At 70.5% G+C, this 20,639-nt stretch carries 18 protein-coding genes; 14 read left to right on the forward strand and 4 right to left on the reverse strand.

What is annotated here, in order from left to right; all coding sequences use genetic code 11:
- Positions 1-73: 73 nt before the first annotated feature.
- The gene (locus tag HNQ61_RS20555; RefSeq protein ID WP_170032791.1) at positions 74-661 is read right to left on the reverse strand and encodes an NYN domain-containing protein; all 588 of its coding nucleotides are present in this window, start codon (positions 659-661) and stop codon (positions 74-76) included.
- Between the two features lie 282 nt (positions 662-943).
- Here HNQ61_RS20555 and HNQ61_RS20560 point away from each other — a divergent pair, with 282 nt between their 5' ends.
- From HNQ61_RS20560 to HNQ61_RS20595, 8 genes are all read left to right on the forward strand, one after another.
- On the forward strand, positions 944-1,426 hold the full coding sequence (locus tag HNQ61_RS20560) for an Rrf2 family transcriptional regulator (protein ID WP_170032789.1): 483 nt from the start codon (positions 944-946) through the stop codon (positions 1,424-1,426).
- A 94-nt stretch (positions 1,427-1,520) separates the two neighbouring features.
- Positions 1,521-1,913 carry a carboxypeptidase-like regulatory domain-containing protein gene (locus HNQ61_RS20565; RefSeq protein WP_170032787.1) on the forward strand — a complete coding sequence of 131 codons (393 nt, stop codon included), beginning with the start codon at positions 1,521-1,523 and terminating at the stop codon, positions 1,911-1,913.
- A gap of 115 nt (positions 1,914-2,028) precedes the next feature.
- Complete coding sequence (locus HNQ61_RS20570; protein WP_170032785.1) at positions 2,029-3,120, forward strand: alkene reductase; 1,092 nt, start codon at positions 2,029-2,031, stop codon at positions 3,118-3,120.
- Positions 3,121-3,179: 59 nt separating this feature from the next.
- Entirely contained in the window at positions 3,180-3,347 is a 168-nt protein-coding gene (locus HNQ61_RS20575) for a hypothetical protein (RefSeq protein WP_170032783.1), read from the forward strand.
- 388 nt (positions 3,348-3,735) lie between these two features.
- Positions 3,736-5,064 (forward strand): MFS transporter, encoded by a 1,329-nt coding sequence (locus HNQ61_RS20580; protein WP_170032781.1) that lies wholly within the window; start codon positions 3,736-3,738, stop codon positions 5,062-5,064.
- The gene (locus HNQ61_RS20585; RefSeq protein ID WP_205761254.1) at positions 5,061-6,929 is read left to right on the forward strand and encodes an ABC transporter transmembrane domain-containing protein; all 1,869 of its coding nucleotides are present in this window, start codon (positions 5,061-5,063) and stop codon (positions 6,927-6,929) included. Before HNQ61_RS20580 ends, HNQ61_RS20585 begins: the two co-directional genes overlap by 4 nt.
- Before the next feature lie 475 nt (positions 6,930-7,404).
- Positions 7,405-8,205 (forward strand): hypothetical protein, encoded by an 801-nt coding sequence (locus HNQ61_RS20590; protein ID WP_170032779.1) that lies wholly within the window; start codon positions 7,405-7,407, stop codon positions 8,203-8,205.
- 68 nt (positions 8,206-8,273) lie between these two features.
- Positions 8,274-8,624 (forward strand): hypothetical protein, encoded by a 351-nt coding sequence (locus HNQ61_RS20595; RefSeq protein ID WP_170032777.1) that lies wholly within the window; start codon positions 8,274-8,276, stop codon positions 8,622-8,624.
- 84 nt (positions 8,625-8,708) lie between these two features.
- Here HNQ61_RS20595 and HNQ61_RS20600 read toward each other — a convergent pair whose 3' ends face one another.
- A complete protein-coding gene (locus HNQ61_RS20600; protein WP_170032775.1) occupies positions 8,709-9,233 on the reverse strand; it encodes a hypothetical protein in 525 nt (174 codons plus the stop codon).
- Between the two features lie 157 nt (positions 9,234-9,390).
- Entirely contained in the window at positions 9,391-10,518 is a 1,128-nt protein-coding gene (locus HNQ61_RS20605) for a polysaccharide deacetylase family protein (protein ID WP_170032773.1), read from the reverse strand.
- Between the two features lie 417 nt (positions 10,519-10,935).
- On the opposite strand from HNQ61_RS20605, the gene HNQ61_RS20610 reads away from it, so the two are divergent.
- The 3 genes from HNQ61_RS20610 to HNQ61_RS20620 all read left to right on the forward strand — a co-directional run bounded on the left by HNQ61_RS20610 (position 10,936) and on the right by HNQ61_RS20620 (position 13,337).
- On the forward strand, positions 10,936-11,796 hold the full coding sequence (locus tag HNQ61_RS20610) for a CPBP family intramembrane glutamic endopeptidase (RefSeq protein ID WP_170032771.1): 861 nt from the start codon (positions 10,936-10,938) through the stop codon (positions 11,794-11,796).
- 162 nt (positions 11,797-11,958) lie between these two features.
- Entirely contained in the window at positions 11,959-12,414 is a 456-nt protein-coding gene (locus tag HNQ61_RS20615) for an RrF2 family transcriptional regulator (protein WP_170032769.1), read from the forward strand.
- Positions 12,411-13,337 (forward strand): NAD(P)/FAD-dependent oxidoreductase, encoded by a 927-nt coding sequence (locus HNQ61_RS20620; RefSeq protein ID WP_170032767.1) that lies wholly within the window; start codon positions 12,411-12,413, stop codon positions 13,335-13,337. Before HNQ61_RS20615 ends, HNQ61_RS20620 begins: the two co-directional genes overlap by 4 nt.
- A gap of 97 nt (positions 13,338-13,434) precedes the next feature.
- Here HNQ61_RS20620 and HNQ61_RS20625 read toward each other — a convergent pair whose 3' ends face one another.
- Entirely contained in the window at positions 13,435-13,842 is a 408-nt protein-coding gene (locus HNQ61_RS20625) for a hypothetical protein (RefSeq protein WP_170032765.1), read from the reverse strand.
- A gap of 632 nt (positions 13,843-14,474) precedes the next feature.
- Here HNQ61_RS20625 and ppk1 point away from each other — a divergent pair.
- The 3 genes from ppk1 (at position 14,475) to HNQ61_RS20640 (ending at position 20,621) form a co-directional block, all read left to right on the forward strand.
- Positions 14,475-16,712, forward strand: coding sequence for a polyphosphate kinase 1 (gene ppk1 / locus HNQ61_RS20630; protein ID WP_170032763.1), 2,238 nt, complete (start codon positions 14,475-14,477; stop codon positions 16,710-16,712).
- 1,138 nt (positions 16,713-17,850) lie between these two features.
- Positions 17,851-19,443 carry a golvesin C-terminal-like domain-containing protein gene (locus tag HNQ61_RS20635; protein ID WP_170032761.1) on the forward strand — a complete coding sequence of 531 codons (1,593 nt, stop codon included), beginning with the start codon at positions 17,851-17,853 and terminating at the stop codon, positions 19,441-19,443.
- 98 nt (positions 19,444-19,541) lie between these two features.
- Positions 19,542-20,621 carry a PD40 domain-containing protein gene (locus HNQ61_RS20640; RefSeq protein WP_170032759.1) on the forward strand — a complete coding sequence of 360 codons (1,080 nt, stop codon included), beginning with the start codon at positions 19,542-19,544 and terminating at the stop codon, positions 20,619-20,621.
- The last annotated feature ends 18 nt before the right edge of the window (positions 20,622-20,639 follow it).

Raw genomic sequence — 20,639 nt, forward strand, 5'->3', positions numbered from 1 at the left:
ACGGAACGAGGCGCCCGGCGGATGCGGGCGCCTCGTTTGGCAATCGGCGTTGATGGGCGGATGAGCCGCCTGGTCAACGTGGCGGAACGGGCCGCCGCTTGATGCACGTCCGCAGGAAACGCTCATCCAGTTCCTTCTGCTCGTCGCAGACCTGCGAGAGCAGATTCGTATGCCTTTGACCCGGAAGGGGGCACCAGACCAGCCGCTTGCCGCGCGCTTTCAGTGCGTGGATGGCGCGGACGTAGTCGGTGTCGCCCGCCACCAGCATCGCGACGTCAAAGCGGTCCTCGCACGCACCCAGCACCATGTCGACGGCGAGATTGACGTCCGTTTCTTTTTCCACGAAGTAGCGATTGCCTTCCTCGTCCCGGCGCGGTTCATGACGGCCAAGAACGAGGTCGATTCGCCGGCTGCGCCGCAGTTCATCAAAGAACTGCTGCTGCCGCCGGTACGCGGGGCTTGTCTGATTGGGCAGCGGGGACGTGTAGTACCGCAGCTTTACGAAGTGAAAGCCGCGAGAAAGGCGCGTGGCCAGCAGGTTGAGGTCGACCTGGAAGTGGAAGCTCTCGCGGATCAGCGCCAGGTTCCAGTTGCTTCCATCCACGAAGATCTCCAGCCTGTGGGCACGCTGGACGGGGGCGGGCGCGGCGGCGTCGTTCACGGGAATACGTAACGAGGGGTTGCACCAGTGATGGCACAACCCCCCGGAGCTACGTACCCACACTGCGCGCACGCAGGGGGTGACCTTCGTGCGTCCAGTTTAGCCGGGCGCAGCGCCGGTGTCAAGGGGGGATGTGCGGCGAAATCTGCTGCGGACAGCATACTCGCGCCCGTCCAGTTCTCCAAGCCGCGAGCCGCCACAAAACGGACGACCTGCATCGTCCCCGTTGACATTCGGACGGTCCGCAACTAGACTGGTTGCAGTTATCGAACGGAGTACGCGATGTCTACGATCAGCAGCAGGGTGGCGGTGGCGGTGCACGTGCTGGCGTTCCTGGCCGGGAAGCGCGGGGAAGCCGTCACGTCCGAAACCATTGCCGGAAGCGTGAACACCAACGCTGTCGTGGTGCGCCGCATCGTGGGCGCGCTGCGCAACGCGGGGCTGGTGCAGGTGCAGGCCGGCGTGGGCGGCGGGGCGCAGCTGGCCCGCGAGCCCGGCGACATCACGCTGCTGGACGTGTATCGCGCGGTGGAGGAAAAGGAAGAGCTGTTCGCCGTGCACCAGGGCTCGCGCAGCTGCTGCGACATCGGCGGCAACATCCGCTCGGTGCTGCAGCGCGTGTTCTGCCGGGCGCACGAGGCCATGCAGTCGCAGCTTTCCCAGACCACCATCGCCGACGTGTTCCGCGACGTGACCGGCCGCGCGGCGGCGTGCCCCGGCGAGCCTTCGTTCGCCGTGCCGGCGGGCGCCGGCCGCGAGGTGTAATTGCTTTTTGCGCAGCACGTTGCGCAGTTGTATCTGTAACCGGTTCGGCTACAAATGGTGGCCGGCCGGCACCCTGGACTCGGCAGAGGACCCGATGAACGCATTCACCCGCATCCGCACGGCCGTCCGCCCGCTTCTGCTGGCCGCGGCGCTGCTGGCCGCCTCGTCACCGCTGGCGGCGCAGTCCGCACGGGTGCTGGGCCGGGTGACGGACGGCGCGGGCAACGCCGTCGCCGGCGCCCGCGTGACGGTGGCCGCGGCCGACGGAACGCAGCGCGCCACCACTTCCGGCCGGGGCGGCGGATTCGAGTTCGCCAGCCTTCCCGCGGGGACGTACACCCTGCGCGCCGAAGGAACGCCGCGGGTGGGCGCCCGCGAGCAGCGCATCACGCTGGAGCCGGGGCAGGTGATCAGCCCGGTGGTGCGGCTGCTGGAAGACAACCGCCCGCGGCGCACCTCCGACCGGCGCCCGCGTTCCCGGCCGTAGCCGCCGGGGGCGCGCCGTCGCCGTTTCGGCCGTGCTGATTTGTAACACGTTTGGTTGCAGTCCGATGCCGGCCGTGAGCCGGGCTTTGATCCACGACAAGAAGAGAGCCTGACCGATGGATAGCGATCCGACCCCCAATCTGTTCACTCCCGTGCGCGTGGGACCCTACAACCTTCGCAACCGGCTGGTGATGGCGCCCATGACGCGCAACCGCGCGGGCGAGGGCAACACGCCCACGCCGCTGATGGCGCGGTACTACGCCCAGCGCGCCACGGCCGGGCTCATCGTCAGCGAAGGGTCGCAGGTTTCGCCGCAGGGCGCGGGCTATCCCAACACCCCCGGCATCTACAGCGACGCGCAGGTGGAGGGATGGCGCGCGGTGACGGACGCGGTGCACGCGGCGGGCGGGCGCATCTTTTTGCAGCTGTGGCACGTGGGGCGGATTTCGCACCCCGACACGCAGCCGGACGGCGGCCTTCCCGTGGCGCCCTCGGCCATCGCGCCGGAAGGACCCATCATCACCGCCGGCGGAATGCAGCCGATGGTCACGCCGCGGGCGCTGGAGACGGACGAGATCAAGGGGATCGTGGCGGACTTTGCCCGGGGCGCGCGCGCGGCGTACCGCGCGGGCTTTGACGGCGTGGAACTGCACGGCGCCAACGGATACCTGATCGACCAGTTTCTGCGCGACGGCAGCAACCACCGTACGGACGAGTACGGCGGCAGCGTGGAGAACCGCGCGCGCTTTCTGGACGAGGTGACGGCGGCCGTGGTGGAGGTGTGGGGCGGGCACCGCGTGGGTGTGCGGCTGAGCCCGATGGGCTCGTACAACAGCATGAGCGACAGCGATCCCGCGGAAACGTTCGGGTACGCGGTGCGGATGCTGAACCGCTACGGCCTGGCGTACCTGCACGTGGCCGAGCCGCTGGGCGGCCCCGAGCCGCGCATCACCCCGCTGCTGCGCGAGGCGTTTCGCGGCCCGCTCATCGTCAACGGCGGCTACGGGCGCGACACGGCCGACGCGGCGATCGCGGCGGGCGAGGGCGACCTAGTGGCGTTCGGGGTGCCGTTCCTGGCCAACCCGGACCTGGCGGAGCGCTTTGCCGAGGCGGCGCCGCTCAACACGCCGGACCGCGACACCTTCTACGGCGGCGGCGAGCGCGGCTACGTGGACTATCCCACGCTGCAGACCGCGGGCGCGGCCTGACGCATTCCGGGCCGCCGGAGTTCCGGCGGCCCGCCATTTCTTTTACCGGACCAACTGCGATGTTTGCGCTGCTGAGCCTGCCGCGGGGCCGTGTTTCGCCCCGCCGCGCCGCCGCGTTCGCCCCCGACCGGGAGGACGCCTACGGAATCGTCATCCGCCCCGCGCGGCCGGAGCATTCCGCGCCCGCCCCCGCGCCGCTGCTGACCGCGGAAGCGTCGGCGGACTGATCCCCATCCGCCTGTACCGTCCGGTATACGAGGACGATTCGGGTGGACGAACGCCGCCACCGCCGGTCCGTCACGCGGCTTTCAGGTCTTTGCTTCATCGATCGATGCGGATCACTCCCCATCGGCCGCCATCGAACCGACGGGCGCGATCCTGAATGTCGATTTCCGGCGGGGTGGATCGACATCATGGCAAGGACGGTCATCCGCCTCGATCCAACGTCCCGCATCGGTCACGCGGGATCGACCGCCGCCGGGATTCGGCGTGCCGGATGGATGGTGGAGGAAAGAACGGGAGCCGACCTCCCCGCGCGGTGTACGGGAGCCGGGTTGAGTGCCGGCGCGGCCGGAGAACCACGGCCGGTGCGCCGGACACAATGCTGAAAGACGAATGATCAGAAGGGCTCTGGGGGTGTTCAGCGGACGGGAATGGGGGCTGCTGCTGGTGCTGCTCACCATTCAGTTCTGCCACGTGCTGGACTTTGTGCTCATCATGCCGCTGGCGCCCATGCTCATGCGGTCGCTGGACATTTCCGCGCGCGAGTTCGGGCTGCTGGTGTCGGCCTACACGTTCAGCGCGGCGCTTTCCGGGCTGGTGGCGGCCGCGTTCATGGACCGGTTCGACCGGCGGCGCATGCTCCTGTTCCTGCTCGCCGGCTTTGGCGTGGGAACGGTGCTGTGCGGGCTGGTGGATGAATACCGGCTGCTGCTGGCGGCGCGCGTGGTGGCCGGCGCGTTCGGCGGGGTGCTGGCCGGCGTGGTGTTCGCCGTGGTGGGCGACCAGATCCGCCCCGAGCGGCGCGGAACGGCGATGGGCGTGGTGATGGGCGCGTTCAGCGCCGCCTCCGTGCTGGGCCTTCCCTTTGGCCTGTACCTGGCCAACCGCTTTGCGTGGGAGGCCCCGTTCCTGTTCCTGGGCGGATTGACCGTCGTGGTGTTCGCCGGCGCGGCGCTGCTGCTGCCGGCCATGCGCGGGCACGTGGCGCCCTCGGACGCGTCGCCGTGGGCGGACCTGGTGGCCGTGGCGCGCGCGCCGGAGCACCTGCGGGCCTTTGCGCTGACCGTCGGCATCATGTTCTCCGCCTTCAGCGTCGTCCCGTTTCTGAGCGCGTACCTGACGGAAAACGCGGGGCTGCGTGAATCGCAGCTGCCGCTCATCTACCTCACGGGCGGGCTGGCGACGCTGGTGACGGGGCCGCTGGTGTTCGGCCCGCTGGCGGACCGGTTCGGGCACGCGCCGGTCTTCATGCTTTCCGTGGTCCTGGGCATTCCGGCGATTGTGGCGGTGACGCATCTGCCCGTTTCGCCCGTGTGGGTGATTCTGACGACCACGACGGCCATGATGGTGATGTCGTCCGGGCGGATGATCAGCGCGACGGCACTGGTGACGGGAATCGTGTCGCCGCGCAGGCGGGGCGGCTTCATGAGCCTGAACTCGTCCATTCAGCAGGGCGCGGCGGGCGCGGCGTCGCTGGTGGGCGGATGGATGATCCAGGGCGGCACCGGCGGCGAGCCCATCCGCGGCTTTCCCGCCGTGGGGTGGGTGGCCGTGGCCGCATCCGTCCTGACGCTGGTGCTGGTGCGGCGGCTGCGGCCCGGCGAGGCCGCGGCCGCGGTGCCGCAGATGGACGAGACGGGGGCGCCGCCGCTGGCCGCTCCGCTGGAAGCGCCCCGCCGCCCCGCCCGGGCCGGCCTGGACCCACAGGGAGGACGCACGTGAGCGATCAGGATTCCAAGGCGGACGAGAAGCTGAAGAAGGCCAAGAAGAAGGTGAGCGCCGAGGCGTGGCGCGAGGCGCGGGCGCTGATGTGGCACCACCGCCGGTATCTGGGCATCGGGCTGGTGCTCATGCTCATCAGCCGCCTGGCGGGGCTGGTTCCGGCGTACGGCTCCAAGTACCTGGTGGACGAGGTGCTGGGCAAGGGCCGCTCCGGGCTGCTGATGCCGCTGGCCGGCGCGGTCCTCGTATCGACCCTGCTTCAGGGAATCACCTCCTTTGCGCTGTCGCAGGTGATCAGCGTGACGGCGCAGCACGCCATTACCGACATGCGGCGGCGGGTGCAGCGCCACGTGACGCGGCTTCCCATCCGCTACTTCGACAGCACGCAGGTGGGCGTCCTGGTGAGCCGGGTGATGAACGACGCGGAAGGGATCCGCAACCTGGTGGGGACGGGGATCGTGCAGCTGGTGGGCGGCGTGTTCACCGCCGTGCTGGCGCTGGTGGGGCTGCTGTACCTCAACTGGCTGCTCACGGTGTGCATCATCCTCGTGCTGATTGCGTTCGGCGGGGCGATGGCCACCACGTTCACCCGGCTGCGCCCCATCTTTCGCGAACGCGGCGAAATCACCGCGCGCGTCAACGGCCGGCTGACGGAAACGCTGGGCGGAATCCGCGTGGTCAAGGCGTACGGCACGGAAAAGCGGGAGCAGCGCGTGTTCACCCGCGGCGCCCACGAGCTGTTCCGCAACATCTCGCGGTCGATTACCGGCGTGTCGGCGGTGGGATCGTTCGCCACGGTCGTCATCGGCCTGGTGAGCGTGGCGGTGATCCTGGTGGGCGGACCGGCCATTCTGCGCGGCGACATGACGCTGGGCGGCCTGTTCGCGTACCTGATCCTGACGGGGATGCTGGCCGCACCGGTGGTGCAGATCGCCAGCATCAGCACGCAGGTGAGCGAGGCGTTCGCCGGGCTGGACCGCATTCGCGAAGTGCTGGCCATGCGCACGGAGGACGACGAGGACCGCGAGCGCGCCGCGCTGGGCGCGGTACGGGGCGATCTGCGGCTGGAAGACGTGTGGTACGAGTACAACGAGGGGCAGCCGGTGCTGCGCAACATCAACCTGCACGCGCCTCCGGGCAGCACCATCGCCCTCGTGGGCAGCAGCGGATCGGGCAAGAGCACGCTGGTGAGCCTGGTGATGGCCTTCAACCGGCCCACCAGGGGAACCGTACGCATCGACGGGCGCGACCTGAACGAGGTGCGGCTGGCGGACTACCGCGCCCAGCTGGGCGTGGTGCTGCAGGAGAACTTTCTGTTCGACGGCACGGTGGCCGACAACATCCGCTTCGCCCGGCCGGACGCGACGCGCGCGGAGATCGAGGAAGTATCGGCGCTGGCGAACGCGGACGAGTTCATCAGCGCTTTTCCGGAGGGATATGACACCGTCGTGGGCGAGCGCGGCATCAAGCTGAGCGGCGGGCAGCGGCAGCGCATCGCCATTGCCCGGGCGCTGCTGGCGGACCCGCGCATCCTGATTCTGGACGAGGCCACGTCGTCGCTGGACAGCGAAAGCGAGTACAAGATCCAGGAAGGGCTGCGGCGCCTGCGGTACGGGCGCACCAGCTTCGTGATCGCGCACCGGCTGTCCACCATCCGCAGCGCGGACCAGATCCTGGTGCTGGAGAACGGCGAGGTGGTGGAGCGGGGGACGCACGCGGAACTGATGGCGCAGGGCGGCCGCTACCGCGAACTGCACGACCGGCAGTACGCGTACGAGCAGGACCGCTTCATCAACCCGGGCGAGGACTTTACGCCCGATCCGGACTTCGCCGCCGCCCCCGCGGGCGCCGGCGCAGCGGACTGAGGGCTGCGGACCGGAAGCGTCCCTGCAGGCTGCGGCTCTCCCCGTCGAGCACCCGCAGGTGCCGCGATGATGCGGAAGGCGTTGTGGACCAAGCCCCTGCGCGAGCAGGTGGGGGCAGCACGTCGCCCGTGAGGGCCAGCGGTCCACGAGGGATAAACGACAAAGCCCCGGCGTCTCGATGAGAGAAGCCGGGGCTTTCTTCCGTCCAGGGAGCATCGGGCGTTCCGGCCGCTGACAGGGTACGGCGGAGGATCGTCGCAAAGAGTACGGTCGAGGTTCGGTCCGAACCCGGTCGTGCCGGAACAATCGGCGTGAGTGCTCGCGCTGATTCCGCCCGGCGCGGCTGATCGTCATCCCGAACGGCTGATCAGGGGGCGCCGGGATGGCGCTCTGGTGCGGCCGCTTGCGCGGGGGCGGCCGCACCCGCGATCATTCTGCATCCCGCCTCCATTCCGACCCGCCCGCCAATCCGCCCATGCCCGCATTCCGCCGCGGCGCCGCACTGTTCGGCGCGGCCCTTCTCCTGTCCAGCGCGCCCGCCGCGGCGCAGAAGTCGTCGTCCGGCGACGACGGACGGCCCGTCCTGGCCGTGACCCTCGCCGCGCCCACGCGCGCCATCTACGTCGCCGCGCTGGATGCGCTGGAGCGCCAGGGCTACACCTTTCGCGCGAAGCTGCTGGACGAGGTGCTGGTCACCACCCCGCTCGAGGGTACGGCCGAGATGGGGTTTCATCCCATGGTGGCGGTGGAACTGGAGGAGCGGGGTGATTCCACGCACGTCGTCATCTCCAGCGTGGTGATGAACAAGGACGGCGAGCCGGTGGGGATGGACAACGAGCAGGCGGCCGCCGCGATGCTGATGGCCGAAATGAGCGTGTCGATGGCGGTGGATTCCGCGCTGGACCGCACGGCCGGCCATCACCTTCGCCCCGACCCGCGCGAAAAGAGCGAGGATTTCGGCTACGGGAGCAAGAACGCGGTGCGGGTGGGCGGCGCCGCGGAAACCGGCGTCGCCAACCAGCGGGCCTACCTGGCGCGGCTGCGCGGGCCCGGCGGGCAGACGGTGCGCTTCCGCCGCCTGGGAAGCTGCTGCAACTTTCCCACGGAGTACGCCGAGCAGGGCACCGGCGCGCTGGACGCGTACGAAATCACGTACGACGGTCAGGAGGCGCCGCAGATGATCTTCATCGACTTCTACACCCCGCCGCCCGCGGTACAGCGCGCGCCGGAAGGCTATACGCTGCAGGACGACGGCGCGGGGGCGCGGTCCAGTTGAAACCCCCGCGGCCCCGTCCGCGTACAGTGGCGCCGTACCCGACGTACCCGAAACCCCGGAGCAAGACGATGGAACCGACTGGCGTGCCCGCTGGAGTGCTGATCCGCGACCTGATGATCTTTCAGTTCAAGACAATGCTGGCCGGACTCAAGGATGCGGTCGTGATCCCGGCGTCGATCATCGCCGCGGTGCTCGACATGCTGGGCAGCCCGTCGCGCCGGGGGCGGGCGTTCTACTCGCTGATGGCGGCTTCGGAATCGTTCGACCGCTGGCTGAACGCGCACACCGCGGCCCGCATCGCGCAGACCAGCCGCGAGGGACTGTTCGGCGGCAGCGAGCCCGGCGACGGCAGCTTCGTGGGCGAGATCGAGGGCGTGATGGGCCGCGACCGCGATCGCGGCAACGTCGCCATGGGCTGACCCTTTCGCCCGCCCGCACACAAAGACCGCCGCCGGCCCGTGAGGCCGGCGGCGGTCTTTTCGTCGTCCGGAGATGGCGGCGGATCAGGCGCCGGGCGCGTCCGCCGTGGTGCCGACGGGAAAGGCGCGCGCGTGCCACGCGCGGGCGAGCGGCGTTTCCCACCGCCCCGCCCGCACATCGCCCACGTGCGTGACGGTGTTGTCGAAGACGACGGTGTCCGGGCCCACGCCGCCGGACAGCGCGCGCTTGCGGAACGCGGGGCGCGGCTCGGCCTCCACCTGGCCGTCTTCACCGCGAAAGAAGACCAGTCCGCCGTCGCGCAGCGGCAGGCCCATCTCGCGCTCCAGGTCGCCCAGCGTGCGAAAGAGCGTGTCGATGGAGCAGCCGGAAACGCCGGTGGCGCGCTCGTCCGCCGCCACGAGCAGGAACTGGTCATGGCGCAGTTCGCGGCCGCCCACCACGGGCGATCCGTGCGCGGCCCACTGCCGGATGAAGGCGTCCACGTGGTCCGTCACGCGGCGCTGCTCATCGGCGTTCAGCGGGCGCGCGGCGCCGAACACCCACACGCGGGCGTCGTCGGGAATCTGCGAAAACGGGACTTCGGGCATGGCATCCTGCCTGTCTGGGTACGCGGTGAATCTAGCGTTTCGCGATGCGGATCAACAGTCGCCTCGCCGCCTCACCGCTGACGACGAGCAGGCGGCGGACGTGTCAGGCCGGGGAGGCGCCCGCCGGCCGATGGTCATCGCGGGAACGCGGACGCGGTCAGGGCGCGGGGCGCGAGGGATCTCGCACCCAGTGCAGCAGGCCGGGCGTAAGGTAGCGGATGCGGCCGCCCTCCCGCGTGACCAGCGCGAAGCTCACGGCCACGCGCTCCGGTGGAAACCAGCGCCGCAGGTGCCCGCCCATGTCCACGACGACCGTGTCGCCCCTCATCCGCGCGTTGTCGCCAAGCGGATGGCTGGCGTAGCTGCGGCCCTGCGCGTCCGGCGAGATGGCCAGCAGTTCGGCATTCGCGGGCAGCGGCGTTCCGTGCGAGAGAAAGGCGAGCGTGTCGCCCGTGCCGCCGCTGGCAAAGAGCGGCTCCCACGCGGGCAGGTTCGCCGCGCCGCCCAGCACGTACTCGCGAAAGAACGCCGGGTCGATGTCGTTCATCAGCAGCATGCGCGGCACCAGTGCCGAGCGGCCGTCCCAGTATCCCGGATCCACCGTGTGCAGGTAGCGGAAGCGCCCGCTCACCGCCTCGGCCACCTCCGGCGTGTAGTGGCCGAAGGGAAAGGCGAAGTCCGCACCCGCGCCGGCGGCGTCCGTGCGCGCCTCGATGATCCCGCGCGAGCGCGCCATCGTTGCCGCCACCTCGCGGACGGAACTGCCCAGGCTGCGGTGATCGTAGCCGTGCGCGGAGACCCGGTGCCCGCCCGCCACCAGCCGCCGCACCTCGTCCGCCGACAGGTGCCGCGGCCCGCCCTCCGCGATGCGGCTGGGGATGACGAAGAAGATGCCGCGAAACCCGTAGCGCTCCAGGATGGCCGCCGCGCGAAGGTGGTCGCGCGGCCCGTCGTCGAACGTGAGCACGACGAGGCGGCGGCGGTCGTCCCCCGGCCGAACCTCCTCCGGAAAGACGGAGCGGAAGCCGCTGGCGCGCAGGAACCCCAGCATTTCCTCGAACGCGGCGTACGTCGCGGTCAGGTTTCCCCCGCGCGTGCCGAGCGTGTCCGCGAACCCGTGCCAGGTCAGCACGGGGATTCCCGCCTCGTCCGGCGCCGCGCGCAGGGCGTTCATGGGCGCGGGCGCGGCGGGGGCGCGGTGGCCGCCCGCGCAGGCGGCGAGGAGGGGGATGAGCGCGGTGGCCATTCCCCGCGCGAGCGTGGAGCGGGCGTGGTTCCGGTACATCGGCAACTGGGTCGCGTGTTGATGAGGATCTGTCATTCTACGCCACCCGCCGCACCACTCGCTACGTCCGGCGCACCCGGACTCGCCGCTTGAGAGGAACGCGTGGGCGCGGCGCCGTCGATCCGCCGCTCTCGAAGCTCCCGATCCCCCGCACCGGGCTGGATCGGCGGCGAGGGGGGACAAGGCCGGGGATGCATTCGCGTTCGTTGATCGAGCCTGACCCGCGCTCCTCTCCCGCGGAGCCGGGCGAACGCGCCCCCATCCGCAAGCGCCCGCACCCCCCGGAATGCATCGGGCCGACCTGACGCGCACTCACGCACTCACGCACACCGCACTCACGCACTTCCGTACCCAGCACTCACGCACTTCCGTACCGCTTCTGTCGTCCCGCAGCGGAAACCGTTAGCATTCCTCATCATGCAAGCATCCAACCTGACTCCCGGACCCGGCGGGGCAACCCGCGTACTGCGCATGGGCGCGGCGGTGACGGCCGCCGCGTGGGGGCTGTTTCTGCTCCTCTGCTGGCAGCTTACCCTGCTCCAGTCGCTGCGGATGGACCCGCGGGCGGCGCTGGCGTGGATCATCGCCGTCACCGTCGCGCTTCTGCTGGTGTACACGTGGGCGCCCCGCCGCCGCCGCGCGCGCGCCCGCCTCCGTGTGCGCTGGCCGCGCCGCGCGTGGCCGTGGCTGCTGGTGATGGCGCCCGCGTTCGCCTCCCTGCCGCAGGCGCTGTGGGTGGCGCTGCAGGCATTCGGCATGGCGCACGATCCGCCGCCGCAGCCGGAGCTGGACGCGTTCATCGCCAGGCCGTTCGGCGAGCCGGCGTTCTGGCTCCTCGCGATCGGCGCGGCGCCGCTGGTGGAGGAGTTCGGCTTTCGCGGATGGATTCAGCGCCCGCTGGAGCGCGGCTTTGGCCCCATGCCCGCCATCGCCACCTCCGCCTTTCTCTTCGCCCTGGCGCACGGCGAGCCGGAGCTGATCCCCATCCGCCTGGCCGCCGGGCTGGTGCTGGGCCACGCGGTGTGGGCCAGCCGGTCCATCTGGAGCGGCGTTCTGCTTCACCTGGCGTGGAACCTGGGCGCGCTGGCGCTGGACATGGTGGCGCGCGACGTGGACGCGTCCAACAAGGGATGGGAGTGGGGCGTGCCCGCGGCCGTGGTGGCCGCGCTGTGCCTGCTGCTGTGCGCCTGGACGGTCAAGCGGATGCAGGACGCCGCCGCCCCGCGCCCCGCCCGCGCCCGCCTGACCCCCGCCGCCGAGGGGCCGTCCGCCCGCTGAGCACGCGCGGGCCGGAGCCGGACGAGCGGATTCGCGCAGTTCCGCGGATCCGCTCGTCGCGTTGGAGGAAGTGCATCCCCCGTCCGCCGAGCCGGACTCCCGCCCACCGCACGCGGCGGGAGCTTGCGCGGATCGACAGTATCACGTAACATGCAGAGTTACATGAAGCGAAACGAACGCCTGTCTGTCGCGCTGCACGTGCTGCTGCACATGAGCGAGCGCCAGGACCGGCCGATGACGTCAGAAGAGATGGCGGCGTGCATCGGTACCAACGCCGTCGTCATCCGCCGCACCTTTGCGGGGCTGCGGGAAGCCGGAATCGTGACCTCGGTCAAGGGCCACGGCGGCGGCTGGCGGCTGGCGCGGCCGCCGGCCGAGGTCAGCCTGGCGGAGATCCAGCGCGCCCTGGGGGAGCGGGTGGTTGCCGTCGGCTCGTCCGATGAACCGCCGCCGCGGTGCCTCCTCCTGCAGTCGGTCGTCCGGTCGCTGGACGACGCGGTGCGCGAGGCGGAACGGGTCCTCGAGCGGCGCCTGGCCACCCTGACCCTCGCCGACCTGGCGGCGGACGTGGGAGTGCATCACGGCGGACAGGCCCCACCGGGAGAGATACGAACATGACGTATGACGCCATCGTGGCCGGCGGCAGCTTTGCCGGCCTGTCCGCCGCCCTGCAGCTGGCCCGCGCGCGCCGCCGCGTGCTGGTGATCGACTCCGGGCTGCCCCGCAACCGTTTTGCCGCGCACGCGCACGGTTTTCTGGGGCAGGACGGCCGCCCGCCGCGCGAGATCATCGCCGAAGCGTCGCGCCAGCTGGCGCTGTATCCCACGGTGTCGCGGCTGGACGGGGAAGCGGTGGATGCGCGTGACGAGGGCGGCGCGTTCGTCGTCTCCCTGGCCGGCGGGCGGGAGGAGCGGGCCGCCCGCCTGGTTCTGGCTACCGGCGTGCGCGATGAACTGCCGCCGATCGCCGGAATGCGGGAGCGCTGGGGGGCCACGGTGCTGCACTGCCCGTACTGCCATGGATACGAGGTCGCGGACCAGCCGCTGGGGGTGATCGCCAACCATCCCATGTCGGCGCACCAGGCGGCGCTGATCCCGGACTGGGGCCCCACCACCTACTTTACCCAGGGCGTGTTTGAGCCGGACGAGGAGCAGGCGGCGCGGCTGGCGGCCCGCGGCGTGGTGATCGAGCGGACGCCGGTGGTGGAACTGCTGGGCACGGCGCCCGCGCTGGACGCCGTGCGGTTGAGTGACGGGAGGATCGTATCGCTGGGCGCCGTGTTCACCGCGCCGCGCACGCACATGGCCAGCCCGCTGGCCCGGGCGCTGGGCTGCGCGATGGATGACGGGCCGCAGGGACAGCACGTGCGCGTGGACGACTCGAAGCAGACGACGGTGCCCGGGGTGTACGCCGCGGGCGACGCGGCGAGCCCCATGCACAACGCCACCATGGCGTCGGCGGCGGGTGTGATGGCCGGGGTGGGCGCGCACCAGTCGCTGGTGGCGCACCGCATCAGGCCGGCGGAGGCGGACGCCGCGTGACGTCCGGTTGCCGGCCCGGAATGTGGGTGTGGATGGATGGGCGCACCGCGCCGCTTTCGGGGCCGGCCTTCCGGCCCCGGACTTCACCCGCCCAGGCTCAGGCCTGCGAAACCTGGCTGGCGCCGCCGAACTGGGCGCGCAGCTCCGACATCCACGCCGGCTGCGTCTTGCCGCTCTGCTCGTAGCCGCGCTCCACGCAGTCCAGCAGGCAGGTGGCCGCCTCGCGCCGCGGATCGGGCGACAGGTCGTGCACCAGCACCGACAGCGCGGCGGACGCTTCTTCGCGGCGCACGGCGCCGCCCTGCATGGCCGCGTACTGCACGAACCAGGTGCGCAGGCGGCGAAGGGTGGGCGAGTACGGAGCCGTACCCTGAAGGAACTTCTTGAGCCCGGTGGGGCTCATCCCGATCTCCCGGGCCACGCTGCGCAGGGAGGTGTTCTCCACCCGGGCCTGCGCGGTTTCACGCAGGTGCTTGATCGTGGCGCTTCGCGTATCGCTGCTCATCATCCGATCCCTTTCTGTTCTGGAACGTCCCTTTCGGGGGTGGAACCAAGGGGTGTGGCCCGCTCTGTTCAACGCACCAAATTTAATACCGAACAAAACCCGAATCAAGTGGTCCAGCACCCCAGCTAACTGCGGGGCAGGTGTGCACTTACGCCACTTTCTCGGGCCCGGTGGACAGCGTGCGCGGGACCCAAACCACCCTCCCGCAAGATGTTCGGGCGATGGCGTACACAGAGTGGACGCGCCTGCCCCCGATCCCCGTCGGAGCTGTTCACTTCGGTTTCAGGATGGCCGGTTACGGGCGATCCGGAGGGCGGATGAAGCCGCTTCCGGACGGATCCCGAACCGCGTTTCCGGCGTGAATGTGTGAATATACGCTGGAAAGGTGTGTTTCGTCACCTTCACGCCATCAGCGTGCTATTCTGTCCATCTGTAACGATGGACGGGGAGGCGGCCGGAGTCGGCCGCGGCTCGTCCCGAAGGCGCGCAATCCGCTGGCGGCCGCGCGCGTTACGGAGGCGTAACGGCGCGCCGTGCCCACCCTCGCCGCATTGCCCCGCGGCCCGCACCGCCTCATGTTCCCGGCCTGTGCCCCGCCGCCGGCGCGGGCGTTCCACGTTCCTTCAGAGCGCATGCTGCCGCACGATCCCCCCGCCCTGCCCGCGGACCTGCCCGCGGCCGAGGACATCGACCTGGGCCCGCCCGCCGCCACGCCGCTGCTGCCCCGCGCCGTGCGCGCGCAAGAGGTGCCGGCGGACGCCCCGCTGGATCACCCGTCGCTGTACTTCAACCGCGAACTGGGGCTGCTGGACTTCAACTGGCGCGTGCTGCAGCAGGGGCGCGACCCCCGCACGCCGCTGCTGGAGCGGGTGCGCTTTCTGGCCATCACCAGCAGCAACCTGGACGAGTTCTTTCAGAAGCGGGTGGGCGGGCTCAAGCGGCAGCAGATCGCGGGCGTGCAGACGCGCTCGCTGGACGGCCGCACCCCCGGCGAGCAGCTGTCCATGATCACCGACGCGGCCAGCGAAATGTACGCGGCGCTGGCGCACGCGTGGGACCGCGAGCTGCGCCCGCTGCTGCGCTCCGAGGCGGACGTCGTCGTCAGCGACTGGCACGAGCTGGACGGGGCGCAGCGCACGGGGCTTACGCGCTACTTCCGCGAGAACATCTACCCCGTCCTCACCCCGCTGGCGGTGGACCCCGGCCATCCGTTCCCCTTCATCAGCAACCTGAGCCTGTCGCTGGCCGTGCTGATGCGGCACTCCGCGCGCAACACCATGCACTTTGCGCGGATCAAGGTGCCCACCACGCAGGGGCGCTGGGTGCCCGTGCCGGATTCGCCCCACGCGCACCAGTTCGTGCCCGTGGAGCAGCTGGTGCAGGCCAACGTGGCCGAGCTGTTTCCGGGGATGGAGGTGCTGAGCGCCAGCGCCTTTCGCGTCACCCGCAACGCCGACGTGGACCGGGACGACGACGAATCCGAGGACCTGCTGGCGCTGATTTCCGAGGAGCTTCGCGAGCGGCGGTTCGCGCCGGTCGTCCGGCTGGAGGTGGAGCGGGGGATGCCGCCGGAGGTGCGCGAGCTGCTGTGCCGCGAACTGGAGCTGGACGACGCCGACGTGTACGAATCCGCCGACATGCTGGACCACGCGGACTGCACCACGCTGGCGGATCTGGATCTGCAGCCCTTTCGCTACGATCCGTGGGAGCCCGTCGTCCCCGAGGCGCTGCAGCACGAGGGGGAGACGGAGGACGAGCGCAACATCTTTTCCATCATCCGCCGCGGCGACGTGCTCGTCCATCATCCGTACGAATCGTTTACCGCCAGCGTGCAGCGGCTGCTGGACGAGGCGGCCGACGACCCCAACGTGCTGGCCATCAAGATGACGCTGTACCGCACCGGCGGGCAGTCGCCGGTGGTGCAGGCGCTGCTGCGCGCGGCGGAGCGGGGCAAGCAGGTGGCGGTGCTGGTGGAGGTCACGGCGCGCTTTGACGAGGCCAACAACATCGTCGGCGCGCAGATGATGGAAGACGCCGGCGTGCACGTCACCTACGGGCTGGTGGGCCTCAAGACGCACTCCAAGGTGACGCTCGTCGTCCGTCTGGAGGATGGAAAGCCGCGCACGTACTGCCACGTGGGGACGGGCAACTACCACGCGAAGACCACGCGGCTGTACACGGATTTCGGCCTGCTGACGGGGAACGCGGAGATCGGGCGCGACCTTGTCAACTTTTTCCACTTTCTGACCGGGTACGCGCCGGACCAGAACTACGACCGCCTGGTGGTGGCCCCGCGTGACATGCGCCGGGTGTTTCAGGACCTGATCCGGCGCGAGGTGGAGATCCAGCAGTCCGGCGGAACGGGGCGGGTGATCGCCAAGTTCAACGCGCTGGACGACTTCGGGATGATCGTGGAGCTGTACCGCGCGTCGCAGGCCGGGGTGAAGGTGGACCTCATCATCCGCGGGCACACGCGGCTGCGGCCGGGGCTGCCGGGGTACAGCGACCACATCCGGGTCACGAGCATCGTGGGGCGCTTTCTGGAGCACGACCGCATCTTCTTCTTTGGCAACGGCGGCGATCCGGAGATCTTCATGGGGAGCGCCGACTGGCGCGGCCGCAACCTGAACGAGCGGGTGGAAACGCTGGTGCCGGTGATGGATTCGGCGCTGCGCGGCCGGGTGATCGACGTGCTGCACTACGCGCTGAACGACAACCGCCTGTCGTGGGAGCTGAACTCCGACGGGCAGTACGTGCAGCGCCGGCCGCAGCCGGGCGAGCCGGAAGTGAACTACCAAGATGTGCTGATGCGCGACGCCGTGGCCCGCAGCCGCGCGCCCGCCACGCGCCCGTGGGAGCTGACGATCTAACGGACTGCATCACGCAAAGCAGCAGAGACGCAGAGGCCGCGCTCCCGCCGGCCGCCGCGAGGCGGATGGCGGGAGTTCGCGTTCCGGATCTGCCGTCTCACCGCCCAGAGGCGTCCGTTGCCGTCCCTCCGCCACCAGCCACCTGTCGCGGTCTCATCGCCCAAGGCGTCATCCGGAGGAGGCGCCGGCCGATATGTCGGTCGGGACGGACTCTGGCGCCGACGAAGGATCTACCATCCCCGCGAGAACGGGCGTGTGTGGCGCGACGTTGGCTCGGCGGATAGTAGATCCTTCGGTCGCGCAACGAGTCGCCGTGATGGAGAGGCCGGGGCACGCTCCCTCATCAGGATGACATGGTTTGGGCTGTGAGTGGCCGCGGGACAACATCATGTCATCCTGAGGAGGCGCCGACGGAACTCTCTGCCGCGCTGACACTTGGCGCCGACGAAAGGGTCTACCATCCGCGCGAGAACGGGCGTGCGTCCCGCGACGTTGGCTCGGCGGATAGTAGATCCTTCGGTCGCGCACGGGTCGGCGTGATGGAGAGCCCGGGGCACGCTCCCTCAGGATGACATGGTTTGGGCTGTGAGTGGCCGCGGGACAGCATCATGTCATCCTGAGGAGGCGCCGGCCGATGCGTCGGCCGCGACGTAATCTGGCGCCGACGAAGGATCTACTCTGCGCCAAGCCAACGTCGCGCCACACACGGAGGGCGGCGTTCCCTGGTGCCGCGCGCCGGGTGTCGGGGGTGGCGAATCCAGGCGAGTTCCTGGCCTGCGCAAACGGAACGGAGCGGCGGAGGATGACCTCTGCTGCTCCGTTTTCCCTGCGGGACGATTCCCGCCGCGCCGCTCCTTCGGGACGGATCCAGGCGCCGCGCCGGGATCGAGCGGCTCGGGGGTAAACGTCTGATTTCTCTGCATCAGGTTTGTCCCGCGCTGGACGAAACACAGTTTCTGCTCCCACCGGGCGTAGCTGGGAGTTCCGTATACAGCCGGGCGGGTGTCCACATCGAGTACATGTTGTATCATACGTTTTGCGCCTCTTGTTTTTGTATTGGAAGTGTGCTTTAGTTGATGGACGATCTCATTAAGCCTTCGCGTTTCCCGACGCGAGCCCCGACACACCTGGAGGACGGATGTTCAAGTTCCCGAATCTGGCCGTGGCCCTGCTGGCAGCGGCCACACTCGCCGCCTGCGGCGACGCACCCACCGCCGCGCGCGTCCCCGCGCCCGAGGCCGCCGCCGACGCGCGGCTGGACGCGATCTTCAACGAGGCCGCCAACGAGTTCGGCGTCCCCGCGCCGCTGCTCAAGGCCATTGGCTACGTGGAAACGCGCTGGCAGATGGTGCGCGGCGAATCGGAGTTCCCCGGCCAGGAGCCGGCGTTCGGCGTGATGGCGCTGCGCGGCGCGCGGCTCAGCCAGGGCGCCGCGCTGGCCGGCGTGGCGGAGCGTGACGCGAAGGAAACGCCCCGGGCCAACGTGCGCGCCGCGGCCGCGCTGCTGGGCGCGTGGGCGCGCGAAGAGGGCATCGCCACCACGGACGTGGCGGCGTGGGGCCCCATCGTGGCCCGCTACAGCGGCATCGACCGGGTGGACGCGCAGTCCATGTACGTGCACAACGAAGTGTACGCGACCATGAACCGCGGCGTGGTGGGCCAGACCGGCGGCGGAACGCTGGTCGCCTCCATCATGCCGGTGCAGGTGCGCGCGGCGTTCACGCAGCCGCCCGCCGGAAGCACGCTGGCCGTGGCGCCGGACTATCCGGTTTCCGGCACCATCTGGCGCCCCTCACCCAACTACAACGCCCGCCCCACCGGCAGCACCGGCGGCGTGCAGATGGTCATCATCCACACCTGCGAAGGCAGCTACAGCAGCTGCTGGAGCTGGCTCACCAACACGCAGGCCCAGGCCAGCGCGCACTACGTGGTGAACGAGAGCGGGAGCGAGATCTCGCAGCTGGTGCGTGAAAGCGGCCGCGCCTGGCACATCGGCGCCACGTACGACTGCACGCTCAACAGCAGCACCAAGTGCGCGCTCAACGGCTACAGCAGCAACAACTTCACGGTCGGCATCGAGCACGGCGGCTTTGCGTCGCAGACCACCTTTCCCGCCGGGCAGCTGGACGCCTCGGCCCGCCTGAGCTGCGACCTGAGCAAGGCGTACGGCATTCCGCGCGACCGCTACCACTTCGTGGGCCACGGCCAGCTGCAGCCGTACAACCGCACCGACCCGGGCCCCAACTGGCCGTGGACGGACTACCTGAACCGCATCAACGCGGCGTGCGGCACCACCGGCGGCGGCACCACGGCGCTCATCGTCGACAACACCAACACGGCCAACAACTCCGCCACCGGCCGCTTCGAGTCGTCCACCACCTGGCTGTCGGCCACGTCGTCGTCCGGCTACTACGGCAGCGGCTACGCCTACGCCTCCACCTCCCCCGTTTCGGACGGCGCCACGTTCTGGTTCTACATGTCCGCCGCGGGCACGCGGACCGTCGACGCCTGGTGGACTGCGGGCACCAACCGCGCGCCGGCCGCGCCGTTCATCGTCTACAACGCCGCGGGGACCGAGATCGGCCGCGTGAACGCCAACCAGCAGGCCAACGGCGGCCAGTGGAACGCGCTGGGGACGTGGAGCTTCTCGGCCGGGTGGAACAAGGTGGTGCTGTCGCGGTGGACCACGGACGGCTACGTGGTCGTCGCCGACGCCATCCGCGTCCGCTGAGCCCGTCCGCCTGACGACCGTCTCTCCCGGCGCGGTGCCGGCCGGGGGAGACGGGCGGCGGGCGCTCCATCATCCACCGACGCACCGGTTTTCTGTTGATGTACATCCCCCCGTTCCGCCGCGCTCTTCTGCTCGTCCTTGCCGCCGTGGCGATGGATGGATGCCGCGACGCGCGCTCCGCCGAGCCGGGGAGCGCGCCCGACACCATGCGGCGTGGAGAGCGTCGCGCGCTGGCGGGGCGGATTCTGTTCGTCAGCGAGCGGGACGGGCAGGCGGAGGTGTACGAGGTGCGGCCGGACGGGTCCGCGCCGCACCGGCTTACCCGCAGCGCGTCGCAGGACTACCCGGGCGCGGTGTCGCCGGACGGTTCGGCGCTTCTCGTCGTTTCCGTGTCGGGAGAAGAGCGGAACACGACGGAGCGGATGGCGGTGCTCCCCCTGCGCGGCGAGGGTGCGGCGCGGAGCGTGGGCCCGGCGAGCGCGCGGGTGCGTTCGCCGGCCTGGTCGCCGGACGGGTCGTGGATCGTGTTCGAGTCGGACACGGCCAGCTTTCGCGACCTGTACCGCATGCGGCGGGACGGGAGCGGGCTGCGCCGGCTGACGGACAATCCGCAGGGCAACTTTGACCCCGCCGTGTCGCCGGACGGGGCGTGGATCGCGTTCGTCAGCAGCCGCGACGGCGACGCGGAGATCTACCGGATGCGCGCGGATGGAACGGACGTGCTGCGGCTGACGGCCTTTCACACCGATGACTGGGCGCCGCGCTGGTCGCCGGACGGGCGGCGGATCGCGTTCGTGAGCAACCGCGAGGGGCGCGACCGCGTGTACCTGGTGGGCGCGGACGGCACCGCGATCCGCGCCCTCAACGCCGCGACGGACACCGCACAGGAGGCGGAGCCCGCGTGGTCGCCGGACGGACTGCGCGTGGCGCACACCATCCGCGCGGGCGAGGGCTCGCGGATCGCGGTCACGGATCTGCGCACGGGCCGGCGCACGCTCGTGAGCCCCGCCGGCGAGGCTGCCTCCGCGCCCGCGTGGTCGCCGGACGGGCGGCATCTGGCGTACACCGCCAGTCGCGGCGCGGAATCCGACATCCGCATCGTCCGCGCGGACGGCGGCGCATCGTTTACCGTCGTCCGCGCGCCGGGTGCGGACTGGCTGCCGCGCTGGACCCGATAGCCCGCGCGGCGGACGGTT

It is taken from the genome of Longimicrobium terrae (assembly GCF_014202995.1).
Lineage (GTDB): Bacteria > Gemmatimonadota > Gemmatimonadetes > Longimicrobiales > Longimicrobiaceae > Longimicrobium > Longimicrobium terrae.

Bases quoted from the DNA above. Each gene is read 5' to 3' on its own strand.
- HNQ61_RS20565 (WP_170032787.1), top strand. From the start codon at position 1,521: ATGAACGCATTCACCCGCATCCGCACGGCCGTCCGCCCGCTTCTGCTG.
- ppk1 (WP_170032763.1), top strand. From the start codon at position 14,475: ATGCTGCCGCACGATCCCCCCGCCCTGCCCGCGGACCTGCCCGCGGCC.
- HNQ61_RS20625 (WP_170032765.1), bottom strand. From the start codon at position 13,842: ATGAGCAGCGATACGCGAAGCGCCACGATCAAGCACCTGCGTGAAACC.
- HNQ61_RS20615 (WP_170032769.1), top strand. From the start codon at position 11,959: ATGAAGCGAAACGAACGCCTGTCTGTCGCGCTGCACGTGCTGCTGCAC.
- HNQ61_RS20600 (WP_170032775.1), bottom strand. From the start codon at position 9,233: ATGCCCGAAGTCCCGTTTTCGCAGATTCCCGACGACGCCCGCGTGTGG.
- HNQ61_RS20620 (WP_170032767.1), top strand. From the start codon at position 12,411: ATGACGTATGACGCCATCGTGGCCGGCGGCAGCTTTGCCGGCCTGTCC.
- HNQ61_RS20570 (WP_170032785.1), top strand. From the start codon at position 2,029: ATGGATAGCGATCCGACCCCCAATCTGTTCACTCCCGTGCGCGTGGGA.
- HNQ61_RS20595 (WP_170032777.1), top strand. From the start codon at position 8,274: ATGGAACCGACTGGCGTGCCCGCTGGAGTGCTGATCCGCGACCTGATG.
- HNQ61_RS20590 (WP_170032779.1), top strand. From the start codon at position 7,405: ATGCCCGCATTCCGCCGCGGCGCCGCACTGTTCGGCGCGGCCCTTCTC.
- HNQ61_RS20580 (WP_170032781.1), top strand. From the start codon at position 3,736: ATGATCAGAAGGGCTCTGGGGGTGTTCAGCGGACGGGAATGGGGGCTG.
- HNQ61_RS20605 (WP_170032773.1), bottom strand. From the start codon at position 10,518: ATGTACCGGAACCACGCCCGCTCCACGCTCGCGCGGGGAATGGCCACC.
- HNQ61_RS20640 (WP_170032759.1), top strand. From the start codon at position 19,542: ATGTACATCCCCCCGTTCCGCCGCGCTCTTCTGCTCGTCCTTGCCGCC.
- HNQ61_RS20575 (WP_170032783.1), top strand. From the start codon at position 3,180: ATGTTTGCGCTGCTGAGCCTGCCGCGGGGCCGTGTTTCGCCCCGCCGC.
- HNQ61_RS20635 (WP_170032761.1), top strand. From the start codon at position 17,851: ATGTTCAAGTTCCCGAATCTGGCCGTGGCCCTGCTGGCAGCGGCCACA.
- HNQ61_RS20560 (WP_170032789.1), top strand. From the start codon at position 944: ATGTCTACGATCAGCAGCAGGGTGGCGGTGGCGGTGCACGTGCTGGCG.
- HNQ61_RS20610 (WP_170032771.1), top strand. From the start codon at position 10,936: ATGCAAGCATCCAACCTGACTCCCGGACCCGGCGGGGCAACCCGCGTA.